This window comes from Ruegeria faecimaris, from assembly GCF_900182615.1.
Taxonomy (GTDB): Bacteria; Pseudomonadota; Alphaproteobacteria; order Rhodobacterales; family Rhodobacteraceae; genus Ruegeria; species Ruegeria faecimaris.
The window spans coordinates 62,611-81,572 of the sequence record NZ_FXTE01000006.1; the positions used below are offsets into that span (position 1 = coordinate 62,611).

The window sequence follows — 18,962 nt, forward strand, 5'->3', positions numbered from 1 at the left end:
GCCTCAACGAGAATACTTTTGCCTTTCGCACCAGATGGCGGATTTGTAAGGTCGCGACCGAACGCCGTCAAAAGGGATCAACCTTGTCCACAGTCACGCCGATGATGGCGCAATATCTCGAAATCAAAGAGGCCCATGCCGACGCCCTTCTGTTTTACCGGATGGGCGATTTCTACGAGATGTTTTTCGAGGATGCCGTCAACGCCGCCGAGGCGCTGGACATCGCCCTGACCAAACGCGGCAAGCACAACGACGCCGACATTCCGATGTGCGGTGTGCCGGTCCATGCCGCCGAAGGGTACCTGCTGACGCTGATCCGAAAAGGCTTTCGCGTGGCCGTTTGCGAACAGATGGAAAGCCCGGTTGAGGCAAAGAAGAGAGGCTCTAAATCAGTTGTAAAGCGCGGTGTTGTCCGGCTGGTGACACCCGGAACACTGACCGAGGACGCGCTGCTAGAGGCGCGCCGCCACAACTTTCTGGCCTGTTATGCCGAGGTGAGGGATGAAGCGGCGCTTGCCTGGGCCGATATCTCAACCGGGGCGTTTCACGTGATGCCTTTGACCTCTGTGCGCCTAAGCCCTGAACTGGCCCGGCTGGCCCCGTCGGAGCTGATCGTGGCGGACGGGGCCGAACAGGTCCTGCACGAACCTGCCCGCGATCTGGGCATCTCGCTGACGCCCATTGGCCGCGCCAGTTTCGACAGCACGGCGGCTGAAAAGCGCATCTGCGCTTTGTTTCACGTGGGCGCGCTGGAAGCGTTTGGAAATTTTGGCCGGGCCGAAGTGTCCGCTATGGGCGCATTGATTGACTATTTGGAGATCACGCAAAAAGGCAAATTGCCCCTGCTGCAAACGCCGCTGAAAGAATCCGAGGACCGCGTGGTGCAGATCGACGCCGCAACGCGCCGCAATCTGGAGCTGACCCGGTCGCTGTCTGGCGGGCGCGCCGGATCGCTTTTGTCGGTGGTTGACCGTACAGTCACGCCGGGCGGCGCGCGGTTGTTGGAACAGCGCCTGTCCAGCCCCTCGCGCAATCTGGATGTGATCCACGGGCGGTTGGATGCGGTAAGTTTTGCAGCCGATGACAGCCTGATCGCCCAAGATCTGCGCGATGCCTTGCGCAAAACCCCCGATTTGGACCGCGCCTTGTCGCGCCTGTCGCTGGAACGCGGCGGTCCTCGCGATCTGGCCGCCATCCGCAACGGGCTGGCGCAGGCTGCAACCATAGCCGAACTGTGCAATGCCGGAGATCTGCCGGTATTGCTGGCCACTGCGGTGCAAAACCTGACAGGGTTTGATGATCTGCTGACCCTGCTGGATGAGGCGCTTGTGGCCGAGCCGCCTCTGATGGCGCGCGACGGCGGCTTCATTGCCCCCGGCTATGACGCGGAACTGGATGAGGCGCGCACCCTGCGGGACGAAGGCCGCTCGGTCATCGCCGGATTTCAGAAGAAATACTCCGAGCACACGGGCATCACCTCACTGAAGATCAAGCATAACAACGTGCTGGGCTATTTCATTGAAACCACGGCAACCCATGCCGAAAAGATGTTGAACCCGCCGTACTCCGAAACCTATATCCACCGGCAAACCACGGCCAATCAGGTGCGGTTCACGACAGTAGAACTGTCCGAGATCGAAACCCGTATCCTGAACGCCGGAAATCATGCTTTGGAGATCGAAAAGCGGCTCTATCAAAGGCTTTCTGATGAGATTCTTACCCGTGCTGCGCAGCTGAACCAAGCCGCGCGCGGGCTGGCAGAACTGGACCTAACCACTGCGCTGGCCGATCTGGCACGGGGCGAGAACTGGTGTCGCCCGCAGGTCGATGCCTCTCGTGCCTTTGATATACAGGGCGGGCGGCATCCGGTTGTTGAACATGCGCTGCGCCAACAAAGCGGTGACGCGTTTATCGCCAATGATTGTGATCTCAGCGCCGAAGATGGTGCTGCAATCTGGTTGCTGACCGGCCCCAACATGGCGGGTAAATCAACCTTCCTGCGGCAGAATGCGCTGATCGCCCTGCTTGCACAGATGGGCAGCTATGTTCCAGCCGAACAAGCCTATATCGGTGTAGTCAGCCAGCTGTTCAGCCGTGTCGGGGCATCTGACGATCTGGCCAGGGGTCGGTCGACCTTTATGGTTGAAATGGTCGAAACCGCCGCCATCCTCAATCAAGCCGACGATCATGCGCTGGTCATTCTGGATGAAATCGGACGCGGGACGGCCACCTATGACGGGCTTTCCATCGCCTGGGCCACGCTCGAACATCTGCACGCCGCCAATAAATGTCGCGCGCTGTTTGCAACGCATTATCACGAGCTGACCGCGCTGGCCGGAAATCTGGAAGGTGTCGACAACGCCACCGTTGCGGTCAAGGAATGGGAGGGCGAAGTGATCTTTTTGCACGAGGTTCACAAAGGCGCCGCAGACCGGTCCTATGGTGTCCAGGTGGCGCAACTGGCTGGCCTGCCGGCATCCGTTGTCGAACGTGCCCGCGTTGTGCTGGACCAGCTGGAGAAAACCGAACGCGAAGGCGGCAAGCAAAAGGCTTTGATCGACGATCTGCCGCTGTTCTCGGCTGCCCCGCCGCCACCGCCTCCCCCAAAAGCTTCACCCGTTGCGGATATGTTGGGTGAGATCTTGCCGGATGAGCTAAGCCCGCGCGAGGCATTGGACCTGATCTATAAATTGAAAGAGGCGGCCAGATCCTGACCGCCTCAATAATTGAATGATATCTTAAGCGCTTAGCTTGCCGGCGTGGACGACACACCCACCTGCGCGGGGCGCAAGAGCCGGTCGTACAGCATAAAGCCTTCTGCAGATACCTGGATGATGTCACCGGCGCGTGTTCCGGGCACGGGGGCCTCGAACATCGCCTCATGCACATTGGGGTCAAACCGATCGCCAACTTCTGGCGTGATCACCTGAATCCCGTGTTTCTGAAACACGTCCTTCAGCGCGCGCATGGTCAGTTCAACACCTTCCAGCAAAGCGCCTGCGACCTCTTTCTGCTCGTCGGTTGCGGCCTCAAGCGCGCGTTTCATATTGTCATAGACCGGCAGCATGTCACGGGCCAGTTTCGAGCCGCCATACTGTTCGGCATCGCGCCGTGCCTTGTCGCCGCGCTTGCGCGCGTTTTCCGCATCGGCCAATGCACGCATGAATTTGTCTTTGTAGTCGTCGCGCTCGGCGCGCAGCTCATCCAGCTCCAGCGCTTCTTCGCTGATCTCAGCAAATTCATCTGCCAGCTCTTCGGCCTCGGCCGTTGCGATATCGTCCAGAAAATCTTCGTTCTTGGGCTCTGCCATCTCTTACCCTCTAGCTCCGGTCGGATATCAGTTTGCCGACCAGTTGCGCCGTATAATCCACGATCGGCACGATCCGTCCATAATTCAGACGTGTGGGCCCGATGACCCCAACCGCACCGATTATCTTACGATCAGCGTTCATATATGGAGACACCACCAAAGAGGAACCCGAAAGTGAGAAAAGTTTGTTCTCAGACCCGATAAAAATGCGCACACCTTCGCCTTCTTCGGTCAATTCCAGAAATTCGGCGATGTCGCGCTTGCGTTCGAGGTCGTCAAACAGGGTGCGAATGCGCTCCAACTCATCTGCTTCGCCGCGTTCACCCAGCAGATTCGCCCGCCCTCGGACGATCAAACGGGCCGAGTCGCCATCATCCCCGTCCCATGCGGCCATGCCGCTGTCGACCATTTCACGGGCCAACACGTCAATTTCCTGTTTCCGCGCATCGATCTGGGTCAGCATCTGACGGCGAGCCTCGCTGATTGTGCGGCCCTCGATCAGGGCGTTCAGAAAATTCGCCGCTTCCCGCATCGAGCTGGGCGTTTGCCCGGGTGGCGGCTTGAACAGCCGGTTTTCCACCTGACCGTCGGAAAAGACCAAAACCACCAGGGCCCTGTCATGCCCAAGCGACACAAATTCGATATGTTTGATTTCCGCTTCGTGTTTCGGCGTCAAAACCAGTGAGGCCCCTTGTGTCACGTGTGACAAGGCCGCACCGACACGGTCAAGCATCCCGCCGACATCCCCCGAGTTAGCGCCCAGTGTGTCGTCCAGCTTCTGCCGGTCATCCGCGCCCAGATCACCGACCTCCAGCAATCCGTCCACGAACATCCGTAACCCGTGTTGCGTCGGAATCCGCCCCGCACTGACATGAGGGCTGTCGAGCAGGCCCAGAAACTCAAGATCCTGCATCACATTGCGAACCGTCGCCGCACTGACTTTTTCCGACAAAGTGCGCGTCAGGGTACGGCTGCCGACAGGCTCACCGCTATCCAGATAGCTTTCGACAATCAGCCGAAACACCTCGCGCGACCGGTCATTCATCTCGTTCAGAATTTTGCTTGCGTCACTCATCGGCAATCCTCTGCTGGATGGCCATTAAATAGCAGGTAGGCGAAAGGTCAATCAGGGTTGCATCCTGACGCTGCGGGGCGGTATCCCCAAACCAGCAAACAAAGGAATTCCCATGCGACCCTCAGGACGTGATCTAAACGAAATGCGCGCCGTTTCAATCGAAACGGGATTTACCAAACATGCCGAAGGTTCCTGCCTGATTAAGATGGGCGATACCCATGTGTTGTGCACTGCCACGATCGAAGATCGCGTGCCACCGTTCATCAAGGGTTCGGGCCTGGGCTGGGTTACCGCTGAATACGGCATGCTGCCCCGTGCGACCAATACACGGATGCGGCGCGAGGCTGCCAGCGGTAAGCAGGGTGGTCGTACCGTGGAAATCCAGCGTTTGATCGGCCGTGCCCTGCGTGCAGGTGTTGATCGGGTTGCCTTGGGTGAACGCCAGATCACCGTCGACTGCGATGTGATCCAGGCCGATGGTGGCACCCGATGTGCCTCGATCACAGGCGGTTGGGTTGCGCTGCGTCTTGCGGTCAACAAGCTGATGAAAACGGGTGACGTGATCTCGGACCCGCTGGTTGACCCGGTTGCGGCCGTGTCCTGCGGTATTTACGCCGGTCAATCGGTGCTGGATCTGGATTACCCCGAAGACAGCGAAGCCGGCGTGGACGGCAACTTTATCATGACCGGGTCCGGCAAATTGATCGAAGTTCAAATGAGCGCGGAGGGCTCGGTCTTTAGCCGCGTTCAGATGGATCAACTAATGGATCTGGCTGAACAGGGCGTTAGTGAACTGGCTGCTGCGCAAAAGGCCGCCACCGCATGACCCGCAAGTTCGACGGCGACAGGTTGCTGGTGGCCACGCATAACAAAGGCAAGCTTGAGGAGATGGCACATCTGCTTGAACCCTTTGGCGTCACTGTTATCGGCGCCGCTGACATGGACCTGCCTGAACCGGAAGAGACCGAGGATACATTCGTCGGCAATGCCCGGATCAAGGCCCATGCCGCGGCCAACGCGACCGGCCTGCCTGCGCTGTCGGACGATTCCGGGATCACCGTCGACGCGCTGAATGGCGCTCCGGGCGTCTATACCGCCGATTGGGCAGAAACCGGCAATGGCCGCGATTTCCTGATGGCGATGACCCGCGCGCATGAAGAGCTGGAGGCCAAGAACGCCCCGCACCCCCGCACCGCGCAATTCCGATGCACTCTGGTGCTGGCCTGGCCCGACGGGCATGACGAGGTGTTCGAAGGCATCGCCCCCGGTCACTTGGTCTGGCCCATTCGTGGTGCGGACGGCTTTGGTTATGATCCAATGTTTGTGCCCGAGGGTCATGGCATTACCTTTGCCGAGATGGATCGCTGGGAAAAGAACAAGATCAGCCATCGCGGTCGCGCGGTTGAGATGTTCGTGAAAGGCTGTTTTGGCGGATGATTGGCGCAATGGGGGCTTTGGCCTGTATGTGCATTGGCCCTTTTGCGAGGCCAAATGCCCCTATTGCGATTTCAACAGCCATGTTTCAAAAAATATTGATCAAAAACAATGGCTTGATGCATATCTGGTCGAGCTGCGCCGTAGCGCTTCCGAAACCCCCAACCGTGTCCTGAACACCATCTTCTTTGGCGGCGGCACCCCGTCTCTGATGGATCCCGAAACCGTCGCCGCAGTGATTGATACCGCCCGCGCCCTTTGGCACCCCGCCAATGACATGGAAATCACACTTGAAGCCAATCCCAGCTCGGTCGAGGCGGGACGGTTCGCAGCCTACAGGGAAGCAGGCGTCAACCGTATCTCAATGGGGGTTCAGGCGCTGAATGATGACGATCTGCGCCGGTTGGGCCGCATTCACAGCGTGGCCGAAGCGCGGGCTGCTTATGACATAGCCCGTCGTTGTTTTGAACGGGTTAGCTTTGACCTGATCTATGCGCGGCAACATCAAACCCTTGATGCCTGGCGCGCAGAGTTGACCGAAGCCCTGTCGATGGCGGTCGATCACCTGTCGCTGTACCAACTGACCATAGAAGACGGAACCGCCTTTGGTGATCGCTATGCCGTGGGCAAGCTGCGCGGCCTGCCCTTGGATGATAGCGCCGCCGATATGTATCTGGCCACGCAAGAAATCTGCGAGGCTCATGGTCTGCCCGCCTATGAGGTATCGAACCACGCCCGCCCCGGCGCGGAATCACAGCACAATCTGATCTATTGGCACTATGGTGACTATGTCGGTATTGGCCCCGGCGCCCATGGACGGATCACCCAGAATGGCCAGAAATACGCGACTGAAACCTATCTGAATCCGCAGCGGTGGTTGGACGCGGCTTCCTGTGGTAGCGGAGAGAAAGAACGCGCCGCATTGTCGCGTGAAGACCAGGCAAGTGAATACCTTATGATGGGTCTTAGGGTTACCGGCGGGCTAGATATAGATAGATATATGGGAATATCAGGCCACCCCTTACCACAAGACCCATTGGGCCATCTTCAGGATATCGGCATGGTTCAAATGCTGGATGGTAGACTGATGGCCACAACCGACGGGCGGGCCGTCTTGAACGCGGTGATCCGCGAACTTTTGGGGTAGACCATGCAATATCTGTGGGCAGGGCTTGGATTGTTATGCGTCGGGCTGGCCGCTGTTGGGGTGGTGCTTCCCCTACTACCAACGGTTCCATTTCTGCTACTCGCCGCCTTCTTCTTTGCCCGCTCGTCTTCACGGCTGCATAGCTGGCTGATAACGCACCGACTGTTTGGCCCAATGATCGTCGATTGGCAGAGTTCAGGCGCGATTCGTCCGGCCGCAAAAAAGGCGGCCACCCTGTCGGTCACCGCCGTATTTGGACTATCGGTCATGATGTCTGCGCCGTCTCATGTCCTGATCATCCAGGCGATTGTACTAGGCGGCGTGATGTTCTTTATCTGGACCCGCCCTAGCGGCTGAGCTTGGAACAAAGATCATCCAGTTGATCCAGGTTCTCATAGGTCAGGACCACCTGCCCCGTTTCCGAGCCCGCTTTGTGATTGATCGCCACTTTCATCGCCAGAATCGCGGAAAGATCCTTTTCCAGCGCCCGGGTATCCGCATCTTTACCCGCATTCAGATCCCGAGACCTTGGTGCCGGTCGGGCCGCATCCCCCTGCTGTTGCTTCTTCACCAGCGCTTCCGTTGCCCGCACCGACAGCCCGTCTTTGACAATTTGCTTTGCAAGATCCGAGGCATTCTCGGCCGTGATCAGCGTCCGTGCATGGCCAGCCGATAATTTTCCTTCTATTACAAGGGTTTGTACATCCATTGGCAGGGACAACAGGCGCAGCAAATTGGCAATATGACTGCGGCTTTTGCCCAATGCTTCAGCCAGCTTTTCTTGCGTATGACCAAAGCGGTCCATCAGCTGCTTATAGCCGGCCGCCTCTTCCACCGCATTCAAATCCGCGCGCTGAATGTTTTCGATAATGGCAACTTCCAGAACCTCAGTGTCATCAAAATCGCGAACGATAACGGGGATATCATGCAACTGCGCCATTTGCGCCGCGCGCCAGCGGCGTTCACCCGCGACGATTTCATAATCGCCTTCGGCAATCTCGCGGACGATCAGCGGCTGAATGATCCCCTTCTCTTTGACCGAAGCGGCAAGCTCATCCAGATGTTCCCGGGCAAAGGTGCGGCGCGGCTGATTTGGGTTTGCGTGAAGCTTTTCGATTGGAATCGTCAGGTCCGGCCGCCGTGAATCAGTTGGCACGCGTCCCTGGGGCTCTTGTGTGACATCTGCCATCAACGCCGAAAGCCCGCGACCCAACCCTCTTGGTTTTGATTTTCTGGCTGTCACAGGGTCCTCCTAGTACCGCTCAGACTGCGGTTTTATTGTTCTTATGCATGACTTCCCGGGCCAAATGCCGATAGGCCATCGCGCCCAGAGACCCCGAGTCATATTGCAAAACCGGCAACGCGTATGACGGAGCCTCACTGACCCGCACATTTCTGGGTATTTTGGTTTTAAATACCATCTCACCCAGATTGTCACGTGCGTCTTTTTCGACCTGACGGGACAAGTTGTTGCGGTTGTCATACATAGTCAGCACAACACCTTCGATTCTGAGGTCTGGATTCGCAGTCTGTCGCACCTCGCGAATGGTCAGCATGAGCTGAGACAAACCCTCTAATGCGAAGAACTCGCTTTGCAATGGCACCAGTACGGAATGCGCTGCGACCATCGCGTTTACCGTCAGAAGATTCAGCGATGGCGGACAGTCAATCAGGACGAAATCCAGATCGTACTTATCAATAGCAGTCTGGCGTAACGCGTCATGCAGTAAATAGCTGCGTTTTTCGTTCGAAATCAGTTCGATATCGGCGGAACTGAGGTCTACCGTAGCGGGGACAACGAGAATACCTTCAATCTCCGAGTCCTGAACGACCGCATCCAAAGGCGCATCATCCAGAATCAGATCATAAGTTGTCCAATCTCGATCCTCGACGCCTAAACCGGTTGAAGCATTTCCCTGTGGATCCAGATCAACCACTAAAACCCTGCATCCGGCCTCGGCCAGGCCTGCTGCCAAGTTTATGGCTGTTGTCGTCTTCCCAACCCCGCCCTTCTGGTTGGCTACCGCTATGATCCGGGGGCCTGAGGGACGAGATAGATCAACCACGTGATACTCCTTTGACCTTGAGGATGACGGCTTGGGGTTCTGTTAAACTTGTAATCGGATCACAGGTGAAATTCCATTCTTCCTGCGCATCCTGTACCTCTTTTTTCCAGCTTACACCTTTCGGCAACAAAGCGACGCCAGAATCGCCTAAATGTCTGTCACAAAAAGATAATAATACCCCGAGATCTGCCAAGGCGCGGGCAGACAAAACATCTGCATTCAGGGGGTCCACCGCTTCAATGCGTTTCGCCACCACTTTACAGTTTGCGCCACATTCCCGGGATACATTGCGTAAAAACGCAGATTTTCGCTGATCGCTTTCAACAAAGGTAAATTTTGCGTCTGGCGCTTCTTCAATCGCCATGATTGCACAGACCATACCAGGAAACCCGCCACCACTTCCAATATCAACCCAATGCGAAAAGTTCTCGGCACATCGAAAAACCTGAACGGAATCCAAAATGTGCCGTGTCCAGATTTCGGACAAGCTTTTGCGCGATACGAGGTTGATTTTCGGGTTCCAGCGCTCGACAAGGGCAACATATGTTGCCAGTCGATCAAATGTTTCACGTGAAACATTCAGACCGTCAAACAGCTCTTCCTTCATGCTTTGCGCACCCTCTGATCTCGGCGAAGCTTGGCCAACACCAAAGTCAGCGCTGCCGGCGTCACACCCTCTATCCGGCTTGCCTGCGCTACATTCTCAGGACGAGCATTGGACAACTTCTGCTTCATCTCTGACGACAGCCCATCCAATGCGAAGAAGTCAAAATCACGCGGAATCTCATAGGCTTCATCGCGTTTCATCGCTTCGACATCACGTCTTTGCCGCTCGATATAATTCGCATACAGCGCATCGCGTTCCACTTGCTGCCGAATGCCTGATTCAACGTCCTGCAACTCAGGAATCAAGGGAACAAGGTCCTCAAAGCTCACATCAGGAAAGGCCAAAATCGCCATACCATCGCGGCGATTGCCATCCTGATTGACCTCGATACCAGCTTCTCGCACTTCTTTCGGAGTATAGGTATGATCTGTGAGCTTCTTTTTTGCAGCCTCCAACTTCTCCATCTTTTCAGAGAAGTGCTTGCGGCGTGTCTCGCTTACGCAACCTAGGCGTATGCCAATAGGTGTCAGTCGTTGGTCGGCATTATCGGCGCGCAAAGACAATCTAAACTCTGCCCGTGAGGTAAACATCCGATAAGGTTCCGCCACTCCGCGAGTAGTCAGGTCATCGACCATGACGCCAATATAACTGTCGGAGCGCGTGAATTGGATTGGATCCCGACCCAAGACCTGAAGGGCAGCATTGAGGCCAGCCACCATTCCCTGAGCTGCAGCTTCCTCATATCCTGTGGTGCCGTTAATCTGACCCGCAAGATATAGTCCTGGCGCCTCAGGCAACGACAGTGATGATGTCAGAACGCGAGGATCTACGTAGTCATATTCGATGGCGTAGCCAGGTTGGAGGATCTCTGCCTTTTCCAACCCCTTAATGGATCTGACATAATCGACCTGAACATCCTGTGGCAGTGAGGTAGAAATTCCATTCGGATAGATTGTGTGATCATTCACACCTTCTGGCTCGAGGAAAATCTGATGAGATTCCTTATCCGCAAACCGCACAATCTTATCTTCGATCGAAGGGCAATATCTGGGGCCTATACCGTCAATATGTCCCCCATACATCGCCGATCTGGAAAGATTCTTTTCAATGATCTCATGTGTTCTGGCATTGGTATGTGTAATCCCGCAAGAAATCTGCGGTGCCACCACCCCCATCGAAAGGAATGAGAACAGCGTAGGTTCATCATCGCCGTCCTGACGTTCGAGACCTGACCAATCAATCGTCCGACCATCCAGCCGGGGCGGTGTCCCCGTTTTCAAGCGTCCTAGCGGCAGGTTAAGGCTATCCAGACGCTCGGCCAGCTTTACAGAAGGACGGTCCCCCATACGCCCGCCAGGGCGCGATACGTCACCAATGTGAATAACGCCTCGCAAAAATGTCCCAGACGTCAGGATCACAGCGCCGGCCCGTATTTCAGACTCATCCGCCAATCGAATTCCGGTAACAGCAGGTCCATTCACCAGGAAATCTGTCACCTCGCCGACTAAGACGCTGAGGTTCGGGTGTGCCGTGGTTTCTCGCTGCATCGCAGCTCGGTACAAAGCCCGGTCTGCCTGCGTTCTGGGCCCCTGAACTGCGGGGCCTTTACGGCGATTCAGCAAACGAAACTGAATTCCCGCCTGGTCTGCGACGCGCCCCATCACCCCGTCCAGCGCGTCAATTTCGCGGACAAGATGCCCTTTGCCGAGGCCCCCGATAGCGGGGTTACAGGACATTACGCCGATATCAGTGGCCGACAGAGTCACAAGGGCGGTAGTCGCACCCATCCGGGCGGCCGCATGGGCCGCCTCTGTTCCGGCGTGGCCCGCTCCGATAACGACGACGTCAAAATCCGAATGTTTCACGTGAAACACTCCTTACTTTCCCAGGCAGAAGCTTGAGAATATTTCATCCAACAAGTCTTCTACACCAATTCTGCCAACCAGAGCTTCCAAAGCGCGGATCGCGGTCCTCAGTTCCTCGGCTGCGATATCATACAGGTCGGGACCTGATTCCAGAACAGCGATTGCAGCACTAAGTGCATCGCGCGCTGTGATCAGCGCTATACGATGCCTTTCACGCGTGGCGATACCATGGGTAGTAGTTCGATTACCTAAAACACGCGATATGTTGGAGATCAACCGATCCACACCCTGCCCGGTTTTCCCTGAGATTCCTTCATCAGAACTGTTTCTCAGATCGGATTTCGGAAGAACCTGAATATCTCCCTCCAACAGCTGAACGCCCAGCTCTTTTGGATCATCAGTCAGAAATACGCGCAGATCGGCGGCCTCGGCGCGCTTTTTGGCCCGCTCAATTCCCAGGCTTTCGACGTGATCGTCGGTTTCCCGCAAGCCCGCTGTATCCAACAAAGTAACGGGAAGTCCCTCAAGGTCCATTCGAACTTCAATCACATCGCGCGTAGTGCCGGCATATTCCGACGTGATCGCTGCTTCGCGACCGGCCAGAGCATTCAGCAATGTCGACTTTCCAGCATTTGGCAAGCCAACAATCGCAACCTCGAACCCGGTTCGAATGCGTTCCGCAATACGAACCCCTTCAGCTTCACGGTGTAGATCTGCAATGACATCTGTGATCAACTGGCGCACTTCAGGGGTAACATCGGTTGGCACCTCTTCATCGGCAAAATCAATCACTGCCTCAAGCAGCGATGCGGCGCGAATCAAATCGCGCCGCCAGCGTTCAGCCAAATTCCCAAGCTCTCCGGCCAGAATGATCTGTGCTTGCTTGCGTTGAGCTTCTGTCTCAGCGTCGATCAGATCGGCAAGGCCCTCGACCTGTGTCAAATCCATTTTGCCGTTTTCCAAGGCACGGCGGGTGAATTCCCCGGGATCGGCCAGGCGCAAACCGTCCATGTCCGCAAGGCAGCGCATGACGGCGTTGACCGCCGCTGTACTGCCGTGAATCTGTAGCTCTGCCACGTCTTCGCCAGTAAAGCTGGCCGGGGCCTGGAAGGTCAGAACTACCCCATCATCCAGGCGCGATCCGTCTTTGCCATACAGGCTGCGCACCCGCATCCCGCGGGAGGGCAAAGCAGCACCGGAAAGAGCAGCCGCGGCAGGATGCGCCAAGGGGCCCGAGAGACGGATGACCGCCACCCCTGCCTTGCCTTGCGCGCTGGCCAAGGCGAATATCGTATCCATTCGACCGCCTCGCTTGCGTCCAGGACCTGTGTCAGGTGTTCATCGAATCGAAGAACTCGCCATTTGTCTTGGTCTGTTTCAACTTGGACAACAGGAACTCGATCGCATCGGTAGTGCCCATCGGGTTCAGGATACGGCGCAGAACAAAGGTCTTGGCCAGATCACCCTTATCGACCAGCAAATCCTCTTTCCGCGTACCGGATTTGAGGATGTCGATAGCCGGGAACACGCGCTTATCTGCGATCTTACGATCCAGAACAATTTCCGAGTTACCGGTGCCTTTGAATTCTTCGAAGATGACTTCGTCCATCCGGCTGCCGGTATCAATCAGCGCAGTGGCGATGATGGTCAGCGAGCCGCCTTCTTCGATATTCCGTGCCGCACCAAAGAATCGCTTAGGCCGTTGCAGAGCGTTTGCATCCACACCGCCGGTCAGAACCTTACCCGAGGATGGAACCACGGTGTTAAATGCCCTACCAAGTCTTGTGATCGAGTCGAGAAGAATAACAACATCTCGTTTATGCTCGACCAAACGCTTGGCTTTTTCGATAACCATCTCAGATACGGCAACGTGGCGGGTGGCGGGTTCGTCAAAGGTCGACGACACGACCTCGCCCTTCACCGAACGCTGCATGTCGGTCACCTCTTCCGGCCGCTCGTCGATCAGTAGGACGATCAGATAGCACTCAGGGTGGTTCTTTTCGATCGAGTTCGCAATATTCTGCAGGATCACCGTCTTACCGGTCCGTGGCGGTGCCACAATCAACGACCGCTGACCTTTACCGATCGGCGAAACCAGATCGATGACACGGGCGGACTTGTCCTTGATGGTTGGGTCTTCGACCTCCATCTTCAGGCGCTCATCCGGATAAAGCGGTGTCAGGTTGTCGAAAGCAACTTTATGCCTGGCTTTCTCGGGATCTTCGAAATTGATTTTGGTGACCTTGATCAGTGCGAAATACCGTTCGTTCTCGTCCGGCGCCTTGATATCACCTTCGACCGTATCACCGGTGCGCAACGAATGCTGGCGGATCATTTCTGGCGAGACATAGATATCATCAGGACCGGGCAAATAGTTCGCCTCGGGCGAACGCAGGAACCCGAACCCATCTTGCAGAACTTCAAGTACGCCATCGCCGCCCACGGTCCAGCCTTCATCTGCGCGTTCACGCAGAATCTGGAACATCATCTCGCCTTTTCGCATGGTCGAGGCGTTTTCGATCTCAAGCTCTTCGGCCATCGCCAAAAGGTCTTTGGGGCTTTTGGCTTTCAGATCGGCCAGATTGAGGGATTCATTAGACATGATGATAAGAACCTTGGCCGCATGGATGCGGCTCGGACTGGAATTTCAATACGGAAGATACGCCGCCCGGACGGGCGTGTTACGCGATAAATAAGCGCTTACCTACAAAGAGTCAAATAGCTGCTCAGAACTTCAGAACGACCGCCAGAACGATGATAACCATCAAAATGGTAGGCACCTCGTTCATCATGCGATACTGCCGCCCAGTGAGCGTATTTCGGCCCTCTAAGAAGTCCTTTCGACGTACCATCAGCCAGTAGTGGAACCAAGTCATCGCAATCACTGCTGCGCCTTTGACCCAGGGCCAGGCAAAATCCCAGCCGACTATGCCTGGAGTGAATACCATGATCAGGCCGCAGGCCCAGGCCACGTACATCGCCGGGCGCATGATCACCCGCAGCAGCTTTTCTTCCATTTCAAAGAAGATCTCCTGCGCCCCGTCAACGCCTTGGGCTTTTTCTACGTGATAGACGTACAATCTAGGCAGATAGAACAAACCAGCCATCCAAGAGATCACGGCCATGATGTGCAGGGACTTCACCCAAGGATAGATGGTGAAAAGAAGATCAGTCATTCCAGCTCCGGGCGTGGTTTGGATCTCTCCCTATAAAAAAAATAGGAAAAGAGAAAGGATGATGGTTTTGTAGGGAGATCAAATTCCGTGGATTACTTATTTACCCATCTGTTTTCCCCAGGTGGATAGTTTCACCCGAGAACTGGGTGATTCTGTTAATTTCATAAAAAACCACAATAAAACAATATGTTATGATTATATAGTGCGTAGACTTCCGGGGATAACTTGATGAATAAGCTGGGATATCCCGCTTGTCCCGATGTTCAAAGTTATCCTTGTCCAGACTGGACAGGGTTCGGGCGACTCATAGAAGTTTTTCGCGAAAACACCGGGCTTGCGTGTCAACAGGAAAACCATACAAACCATCCTTGAACGATCAACCATTTGCTCAGGGGGTTTTCCACATTTCTGTCCCCATCATATTGGCCTCGGGGTCATCCATTCGTGCGCAGTTGCTAGAGAATGCGGGAGTGCGGTTTACCGTTCAAACTGCACGCGTGGACGAAGAGACCGCCAAACGGGCTTTGCTGGCCGAAGAGGCATCTCCACGTGATATTGCCGATACTCTGGCAGAGATGAAAGCCCGCAAGGTCAGCGACAAGGTGCCGGGGCCGATGGTTCTGGGATGTGATCAGGTGCTGGATTTCGAAGGTCAGCTTTTGTCCAAACCGCAATCGCCCGAGGATGCGCTGGCGCAGCTCAAAGCGATGCGGGGCAAGCGGCATATGCTGTTATCCGCAGCCGTCATCTATCAGAATGGCGAGCCGATCTGGCGACATGTAGGTCAGGTGCGCCTGCGGATGAGGATGAGTTCGGACGCCTATCTACGCGACTATGTTGCGCGCAACTGGGACAGCATCCGTCACGCTGTCGGGGCCTATAAGCTTGAGGAAGAAGGCGTGCGGCTGTTCGCAACCATTGACGGTGACTATTTTAACGTTTTGGGTATGCCCCTATTGGAGCTGTTGAATTTTCTTGCGGTCAAAGGGGTGATTGATCAATGAGTGGTAAGCAGATCCCGCTGGCGGGTGTGATCGGGCATCCGATTTCCCATTCGAAATCCCCAATACTGCATGGCCATTGGCTGAAAACTTATGGCCTGGCCGGTCACTATATCCCCATGGATGTCGCACCGGATGATCTTGAGGCTGTTCTACGAACCTTGCCCAAAGCCGGATTTGTCGGGGCCAACATCACAGTGCCCCATAAAGAGGTGGCCTTGGATCTGGCGGATACGGCTTCGGACCGGGCCAGGCAGATCGGGGCTGCTAATACGCTTGTGTTTCAGCCCGACGGTTCGATCCATGCGGATAACACCGATGGGTACGGGTTCATGCAGAACCTGCGCAGCGGCGCCCCAGATTGGATTCCAGCGGATGGCCCCGCGGTTGTCTTTGGTGCCGGAGGCGCCGCGCGTGCGGTTCTTCAAGCGCTGGTCGATGCCGGTGTGCCCGAGATTTTGTTGACCAATCGGACGCGCTCACGTGCAGATCGCCTGAAGGAAGAGTTTGGCACGACCATAACGGTGGTGGATTGGTTGAAAGCGGGCAACGTGGTTGAAGATGCGGAACTTGTGGTCAACACAAGTTCGCTTGGGATGCACGGCCAGCCCGAGCTGCGGGTGCCTCTGGACGGGTTACAGCCCGGTGCCGTTGTCACCGATCTGGTCTATGCGCCACTTAAGACACGCTTGCTGGAAACAGCAGAACAGGCGGGATGCACACCCGTAGATGGCCTTGGCATGTTGCTGCATCAGGCCGTACCTGGATTTGAAAGCTGGTTTGGGGTGCGCCCTGAAGTCACTTCTGATTTGCGTGCTGCGGTGCTGGGATGAGCTTTGCACTTGGCCTGACCGGTTCTATCGGCATGGGAAAAAGCACGACTGCCAGCATGTTCGTCGACGAAGGCTGTGCGTTGTGGGACGCAGATGCCGCCGTGCATCGGCTATACGCGCGTGGCGGGACAGCGATCAAGCCGATGCGTAGGGCGTTTCCTGAGGCCATTATCGACGGCGCGGTTAGCCGGGAAGTATTGAAACGGTTCATTTCGGCAGACCCAGCGGCGCTGAAAGCGATTGAGGCCATTGTTCACCCGCTGGTGGCGGCGGATCGAGCGGCGTTCCGGGAACAAGCCACCGCAGATATTCTGGTTTTCGATATTCCCCTGCTATTTGAAACCGATGGAGATGCGGCGATGGATGCGGTCGCCTGTGTCTCGGTCCCGGCTGACGAGCAGAAACGCCGCGTGATGGCGCGCGGTACCATGACCGAGGCGCAGTTCGAGCAGATCAAAGCCAAGCAGATGCCGAATGACGAAAAATGCGCGCGGTCTGATTTTGTGATCGTCACGGACAGTCTGGACCACGCCCGCACACAGGTGCAGGATGTGGTCAGGCAGATACGGGCAGGGCTGGCAGATGCGTGAGATTGTACTCGATACCGAAACCACGGGCTTTGATCCTGAGAGCGGCGACCGGATTGTGGAAATCGGTGCGGTTGAGCTTTGGAATCACGTCGCCACGGGCGAAACCTATCACGTCTATATCAACCCTCAACGGTTCATGCCCGAAGAGGCGTTTGGCGTGCACGGCATTGGCCCCGACCTGCTGGAACCACCCCGCCCGGTGGAAAAAGGTCAGGTCACGCTTAAGGACAAGCCGGTTTTTGCCAAGGTTGGTCAGGGGTTTCGGGATTTTGTCGCGGATTCGAAACTGGTGATCCACAACGCGTCATTCGACATGAAGTTTCTGAATGCCGAGCTGGGCTGGATGGGACTGCCGCCGATCCCGATGGATCAGGCACTGGACACGCTGGCGATTGCGCGCAAACGGTTTCCGGGCTCGCCCGCCTCGCTGGATGCATTGTGCCGGCGGTTCAACATAGACAACTCGAACCGGATCTTGCACGGGGCGTTGCTTGACTCTGAAATTCTGGCTGAGGTCTATCTTGAGCTGATCGGCGGACGTCAGCCAGATTTCGGGCTTTCGACCTCTGTGTCGTCTTCCGCTGGCGGAGCAGAAGAGTGGCGGCCATCGCCGCGCAAAGATGCCTTGCCGTCCCGGATCACCCAAGACGAGCGCGCGGCGCATGAGAAATTTATTGATAAACTGGGCGAAAACGCCCTTTGGTCCCGCGCCTGAGGTCACTCCGGCGCGGGGAGGCCTGATTAGGCCTGAGTCTTTTGCGTCTCGGCCTGGCGACGCATCAATTCATTCCGGTACAGGCTGACAAAATCAATATTGTCCAGGTTAACCGGCGGGTATCCTCCATCGCGCGTGATGTCGCTGACGATGCGGCGCAGGAACGGGAACAGCATGCGCGGGCATTCGATCATCAGGAACGGATGCAGCTGGTCTTCGGCGACACCTTCCACATGGAACAGGCCGCAATAATCCAGCTCGCACAGGAACAGGATGTCTTCCATGCCCTTGGCTTTGGATTTGAGGTTCAGCTTGATCGACACCTCGTATTGATGCTCAGCCGGGCGCTTTTTGGCGTCCAGATTGACCTGAACCGCGATCTCGGGCTGGACATCGCCAGACACGCCTTTTTGCGCCATCACGTTTTCAAAGGACATATCGCGAATGAATTGTCCCAGAACGCGCATCTGGATCTGGGGTGCGGTCTGGGCCGCGGTGTTTTCTTGGGCGCCGTCTTCGGCCATGGGTCTACTCCGAAACTGAAATTCGCCACTGCTTAGCAAGTTGGGCGAGGCACCTCAATGCTGGTGCGGCCCTTCGACCCATTTCGATGGCTTTGACGGGTTCTGACGGGGGCGAACCTCGGTGTACTCACCGTCGACCACATCGCCCTGGGTCGATGCTTGGGGCCCGGTCCTGAACTGCGTCCCGCCGCCCATCTGAAACTGCGTGATTGTGACCTTCGAGCGGAGATAGCGGAATACAGAGACCCGGACGCCAGGGATTAACAGCGCAAATCCAACGGCATCGGTGAAAAACCCTGGTGTCAGCAGCAAGACACCGGACAGCAAGATCATCGCGCCATGGGCCAAAGGTTCGGTCGGGTCGTCAAGCTCTGCAAAGGATCGTTGTAGGTTTTCCAACGCCATGCGACCTTGTGTCCGTACCAAAGCGGTACCCAGAACGGCCGTTAGAACCACGATCGCAAGGGTTGGCCATAGTCCGATTAGCCCACCAACCTGAATGAACAGGCCGATTTCGATGATCGGAACAAGTAAAAAAGCCAGGAACAGGTACATTTGCATTATCCTTTACTGCAGGTCGGGCGGTAGACTTGTCCCGAACTGTCACCTACATAGTGGC

Annotated in this window: 20 protein-coding genes; 9 read left to right on the forward strand and 11 right to left on the reverse strand. The window is 56.2% G+C overall.

Annotation, left to right across the window (positions count from 1 at the left end; all coding sequences use genetic code 11):
* The first annotated feature begins 101 nt into the window (after positions 1–101).
* Positions 102–2,714 (forward strand): DNA mismatch repair protein MutS, encoded by a 2,613-nt coding sequence (mutS, locus tag FN806_RS11955; protein WP_142637603.1) that lies wholly within the window; start codon positions 102–104, stop codon positions 2,712–2,714.
* Positions 2,715–2,746: 32 nt separating this feature from the next.
* On the opposite strand, the gene FN806_RS11960 is transcribed toward mutS, so the two are convergent.
* Positions 2,747–3,310, reverse strand: coding sequence for a nucleotide exchange factor GrpE (locus FN806_RS11960; RefSeq protein WP_142637400.1), 564 nt, complete (start codon positions 3,308–3,310; stop codon positions 2,747–2,749).
* 10 nt (positions 3,311–3,320) lie between these two features.
* Positions 3,321–4,385 (reverse strand): heat-inducible transcriptional repressor HrcA, encoded by a 1,065-nt coding sequence (gene hrcA, locus FN806_RS11965; protein ID WP_142637402.1) that lies wholly within the window; start codon positions 4,383–4,385, stop codon positions 3,321–3,323.
* Positions 4,386–4,497: 112 nt separating this feature from the next.
* Between hrcA and rph the strand changes: the two genes are divergently transcribed.
* From rph to FN806_RS11985, 4 genes are read left to right on the forward strand one after another with little or no spacing between them, the layout of a single operon-like run.
* Positions 4,498–5,211, forward strand: coding sequence for a ribonuclease PH (rph, locus tag FN806_RS11970; RefSeq protein WP_142637403.1), 714 nt, complete (start codon positions 4,498–4,500; stop codon positions 5,209–5,211).
* Positions 5,208–5,822 carry an RdgB/HAM1 family non-canonical purine NTP pyrophosphatase gene (gene rdgB / locus FN806_RS11975; RefSeq protein WP_142637405.1) on the forward strand — a complete coding sequence of 205 codons (615 nt, stop codon included), beginning with the start codon at positions 5,208–5,210 and terminating at the stop codon, positions 5,820–5,822. Before rph ends, rdgB begins: the two co-directional genes overlap by 4 nt.
* Positions 5,812–6,966 (forward strand): radical SAM family heme chaperone HemW, encoded by a 1,155-nt coding sequence (gene hemW / locus FN806_RS11980; RefSeq protein WP_142637408.1) that lies wholly within the window; start codon positions 5,812–5,814, stop codon positions 6,964–6,966. The genes rdgB and hemW overlap by 11 nt, the downstream gene beginning before the upstream one ends.
* Before the next feature lie 3 nt (positions 6,967–6,969).
* Entirely contained in the window at positions 6,970–7,323 is a 354-nt protein-coding gene (locus FN806_RS11985; protein ID WP_142637410.1) for a YbaN family protein, read from the forward strand.
* Here FN806_RS11985 and FN806_RS11990 read toward each other — a convergent pair.
* The 7 genes from FN806_RS11990 to FN806_RS12020 all read right to left on the reverse strand — a co-directional run bounded on the left by FN806_RS11990 (position 7,313) and on the right by FN806_RS12020 (position 14,680).
* Positions 7,313–8,209 carry a ParB/RepB/Spo0J family partition protein gene (locus FN806_RS11990; RefSeq protein ID WP_142637412.1) on the reverse strand — a complete coding sequence of 299 codons (897 nt, stop codon included), beginning with the start codon at positions 8,207–8,209 and terminating at the stop codon, positions 7,313–7,315. The genes FN806_RS11985 and FN806_RS11990 overlap by 11 nt on opposite strands.
* 19 nt (positions 8,210–8,228) lie before the next feature.
* Positions 8,229–9,032 (reverse strand): ParA family protein, encoded by an 804-nt coding sequence (locus FN806_RS11995; RefSeq protein WP_142637414.1) that lies wholly within the window; start codon positions 9,030–9,032, stop codon positions 8,229–8,231.
* Positions 9,025–9,639: a 16S rRNA (guanine(527)-N(7))-methyltransferase RsmG gene (gene rsmG / locus FN806_RS12000; protein ID WP_142637416.1), complete on the reverse strand. Its 615-nt coding sequence runs from the start codon at positions 9,637–9,639 to the stop codon at positions 9,025–9,027. Before rsmG ends, FN806_RS11995 begins: the two co-directional genes overlap by 8 nt.
* Positions 9,636–11,504: a tRNA uridine-5-carboxymethylaminomethyl(34) synthesis enzyme MnmG gene (mnmG, locus tag FN806_RS12005; RefSeq protein ID WP_142637417.1), complete on the reverse strand. Its 1,869-nt coding sequence runs from the start codon at positions 11,502–11,504 to the stop codon at positions 9,636–9,638. Before mnmG ends, rsmG begins: the two co-directional genes overlap by 4 nt.
* Positions 11,505–11,516: 12 nt before the next feature.
* On the reverse strand, positions 11,517–12,803 hold the full coding sequence (gene mnmE, locus FN806_RS12010) for a tRNA uridine-5-carboxymethylaminomethyl(34) synthesis GTPase MnmE (protein ID WP_142637419.1): 1,287 nt from the start codon (positions 12,801–12,803) through the stop codon (positions 11,517–11,519).
* 31 nt (positions 12,804–12,834) lie between these two features.
* On the reverse strand, positions 12,835–14,106 hold the full coding sequence (rho, locus tag FN806_RS12015) for a transcription termination factor Rho (protein WP_142637421.1): 1,272 nt from the start codon (positions 14,104–14,106) through the stop codon (positions 12,835–12,837).
* A 124-nt stretch (positions 14,107–14,230) separates the two neighbouring features.
* Positions 14,231–14,680 (reverse strand): CopD family protein, encoded by a 450-nt coding sequence (locus tag FN806_RS12020; protein ID WP_142637422.1) that lies wholly within the window; start codon positions 14,678–14,680, stop codon positions 14,231–14,233.
* Positions 14,681–15,084: 404 nt separating this feature from the next.
* On the opposite strand from FN806_RS12020, the gene FN806_RS12025 reads away from it, so the two are divergent.
* From FN806_RS12025 to dnaQ, 4 genes are read left to right on the forward strand one after another with little or no spacing between them, the layout of a single operon-like run.
* Positions 15,085–15,684 carry a Maf family protein gene (locus FN806_RS12025; protein ID WP_142637605.1) on the forward strand — a complete coding sequence of 200 codons (600 nt, stop codon included), beginning with the start codon at positions 15,085–15,087 and terminating at the stop codon, positions 15,682–15,684.
* Complete coding sequence (locus FN806_RS12030; RefSeq protein ID WP_142637424.1) at positions 15,681–16,514, forward strand: shikimate dehydrogenase; 834 nt, start codon at positions 15,681–15,683, stop codon at positions 16,512–16,514. Before FN806_RS12025 ends, FN806_RS12030 begins: the two co-directional genes overlap by 4 nt.
* Positions 16,511–17,104, forward strand: a complete 594-nt coding sequence (gene coaE / locus FN806_RS12035; RefSeq protein WP_142637426.1) for a dephospho-CoA kinase — start codon at positions 16,511–16,513, stop codon at positions 17,102–17,104. Before FN806_RS12030 ends, coaE begins: the two co-directional genes overlap by 4 nt.
* A complete protein-coding gene (dnaQ, locus tag FN806_RS12040; protein ID WP_142637428.1) occupies positions 17,097–17,819 on the forward strand; it encodes a DNA polymerase III subunit epsilon in 723 nt (240 codons plus the stop codon). The genes coaE and dnaQ overlap by 8 nt, the downstream gene beginning before the upstream one ends.
* Positions 17,820–17,845: 26 nt before the next feature.
* On the opposite strand, the gene secB is transcribed toward dnaQ, so the two are convergent.
* Together secB and FN806_RS12050 are read right to left on the reverse strand one after the other, a co-directional pair.
* Positions 17,846–18,343 carry a protein-export chaperone SecB gene (secB, locus tag FN806_RS12045; protein WP_142637430.1) on the reverse strand — a complete coding sequence of 166 codons (498 nt, stop codon included), beginning with the start codon at positions 18,341–18,343 and terminating at the stop codon, positions 17,846–17,848.
* A 54-nt stretch (positions 18,344–18,397) separates the two neighbouring features.
* Positions 18,398–18,898, reverse strand: a complete 501-nt coding sequence (locus FN806_RS12050) for an FxsA family protein (RefSeq protein WP_142637432.1) — start codon at positions 18,896–18,898, stop codon at positions 18,398–18,400.
* Positions 18,899–18,962: the final 64 nt, after the last annotated feature.

What these genes read in the sequence shown, in the direction of transcription:
- mutS (WP_142637603.1), top strand. Translation starts at nt 102, where the DNA reads ATGATGGCGCAATATCTCGAAATCAAAGAGGCCCATGCCGACGCCCTT.
- FN806_RS11960 (WP_142637400.1), bottom strand. Translation starts at nt 3,310, where the DNA reads ATGGCAGAGCCCAAGAACGAAGATTTTCTGGACGATATCGCAACGGCC.
- hrcA (WP_142637402.1), bottom strand. Translation starts at nt 4,385, where the DNA reads ATGAGTGACGCAAGCAAAATTCTGAACGAGATGAATGACCGGTCGCGC.
- rph (WP_142637403.1), top strand. Translation starts at nt 4,498, where the DNA reads ATGCGACCCTCAGGACGTGATCTAAACGAAATGCGCGCCGTTTCAATC.
- rdgB (WP_142637405.1), top strand. Translation starts at nt 5,208, where the DNA reads ATGACCCGCAAGTTCGACGGCGACAGGTTGCTGGTGGCCACGCATAAC.
- FN806_RS11985 (WP_142637410.1), top strand. Translation starts at nt 6,970, where the DNA reads ATGCAATATCTGTGGGCAGGGCTTGGATTGTTATGCGTCGGGCTGGCC.
- rsmG (WP_142637416.1), bottom strand. Translation starts at nt 9,639, where the DNA reads ATGAAGGAAGAGCTGTTTGACGGTCTGAATGTTTCACGTGAAACATTT.
- mnmE (WP_142637419.1), bottom strand. Translation starts at nt 12,803, where the DNA reads ATGGATACGATATTCGCCTTGGCCAGCGCGCAAGGCAAGGCAGGGGTG.
- rho (WP_142637421.1), bottom strand. Translation starts at nt 14,106, where the DNA reads ATGTCTAATGAATCCCTCAATCTGGCCGATCTGAAAGCCAAAAGCCCC.
- FN806_RS12020 (WP_142637422.1), bottom strand. Translation starts at nt 14,680, where the DNA reads ATGACTGATCTTCTTTTCACCATCTATCCTTGGGTGAAGTCCCTGCAC.
- FN806_RS12030 (WP_142637424.1), top strand. Translation starts at nt 15,681, where the DNA reads ATGAGTGGTAAGCAGATCCCGCTGGCGGGTGTGATCGGGCATCCGATT.
- coaE (WP_142637426.1), top strand. Translation starts at nt 16,511, where the DNA reads ATGAGCTTTGCACTTGGCCTGACCGGTTCTATCGGCATGGGAAAAAGC.
- dnaQ (WP_142637428.1), top strand. Translation starts at nt 17,097, where the DNA reads ATGCGTGAGATTGTACTCGATACCGAAACCACGGGCTTTGATCCTGAG.
- secB (WP_142637430.1), bottom strand. Translation starts at nt 18,343, where the DNA reads ATGGCCGAAGACGGCGCCCAAGAAAACACCGCGGCCCAGACCGCACCC.
- FN806_RS12050 (WP_142637432.1), bottom strand. Translation starts at nt 18,898, where the DNA reads ATGTACCTGTTCCTGGCTTTTTTACTTGTTCCGATCATCGAAATCGGC.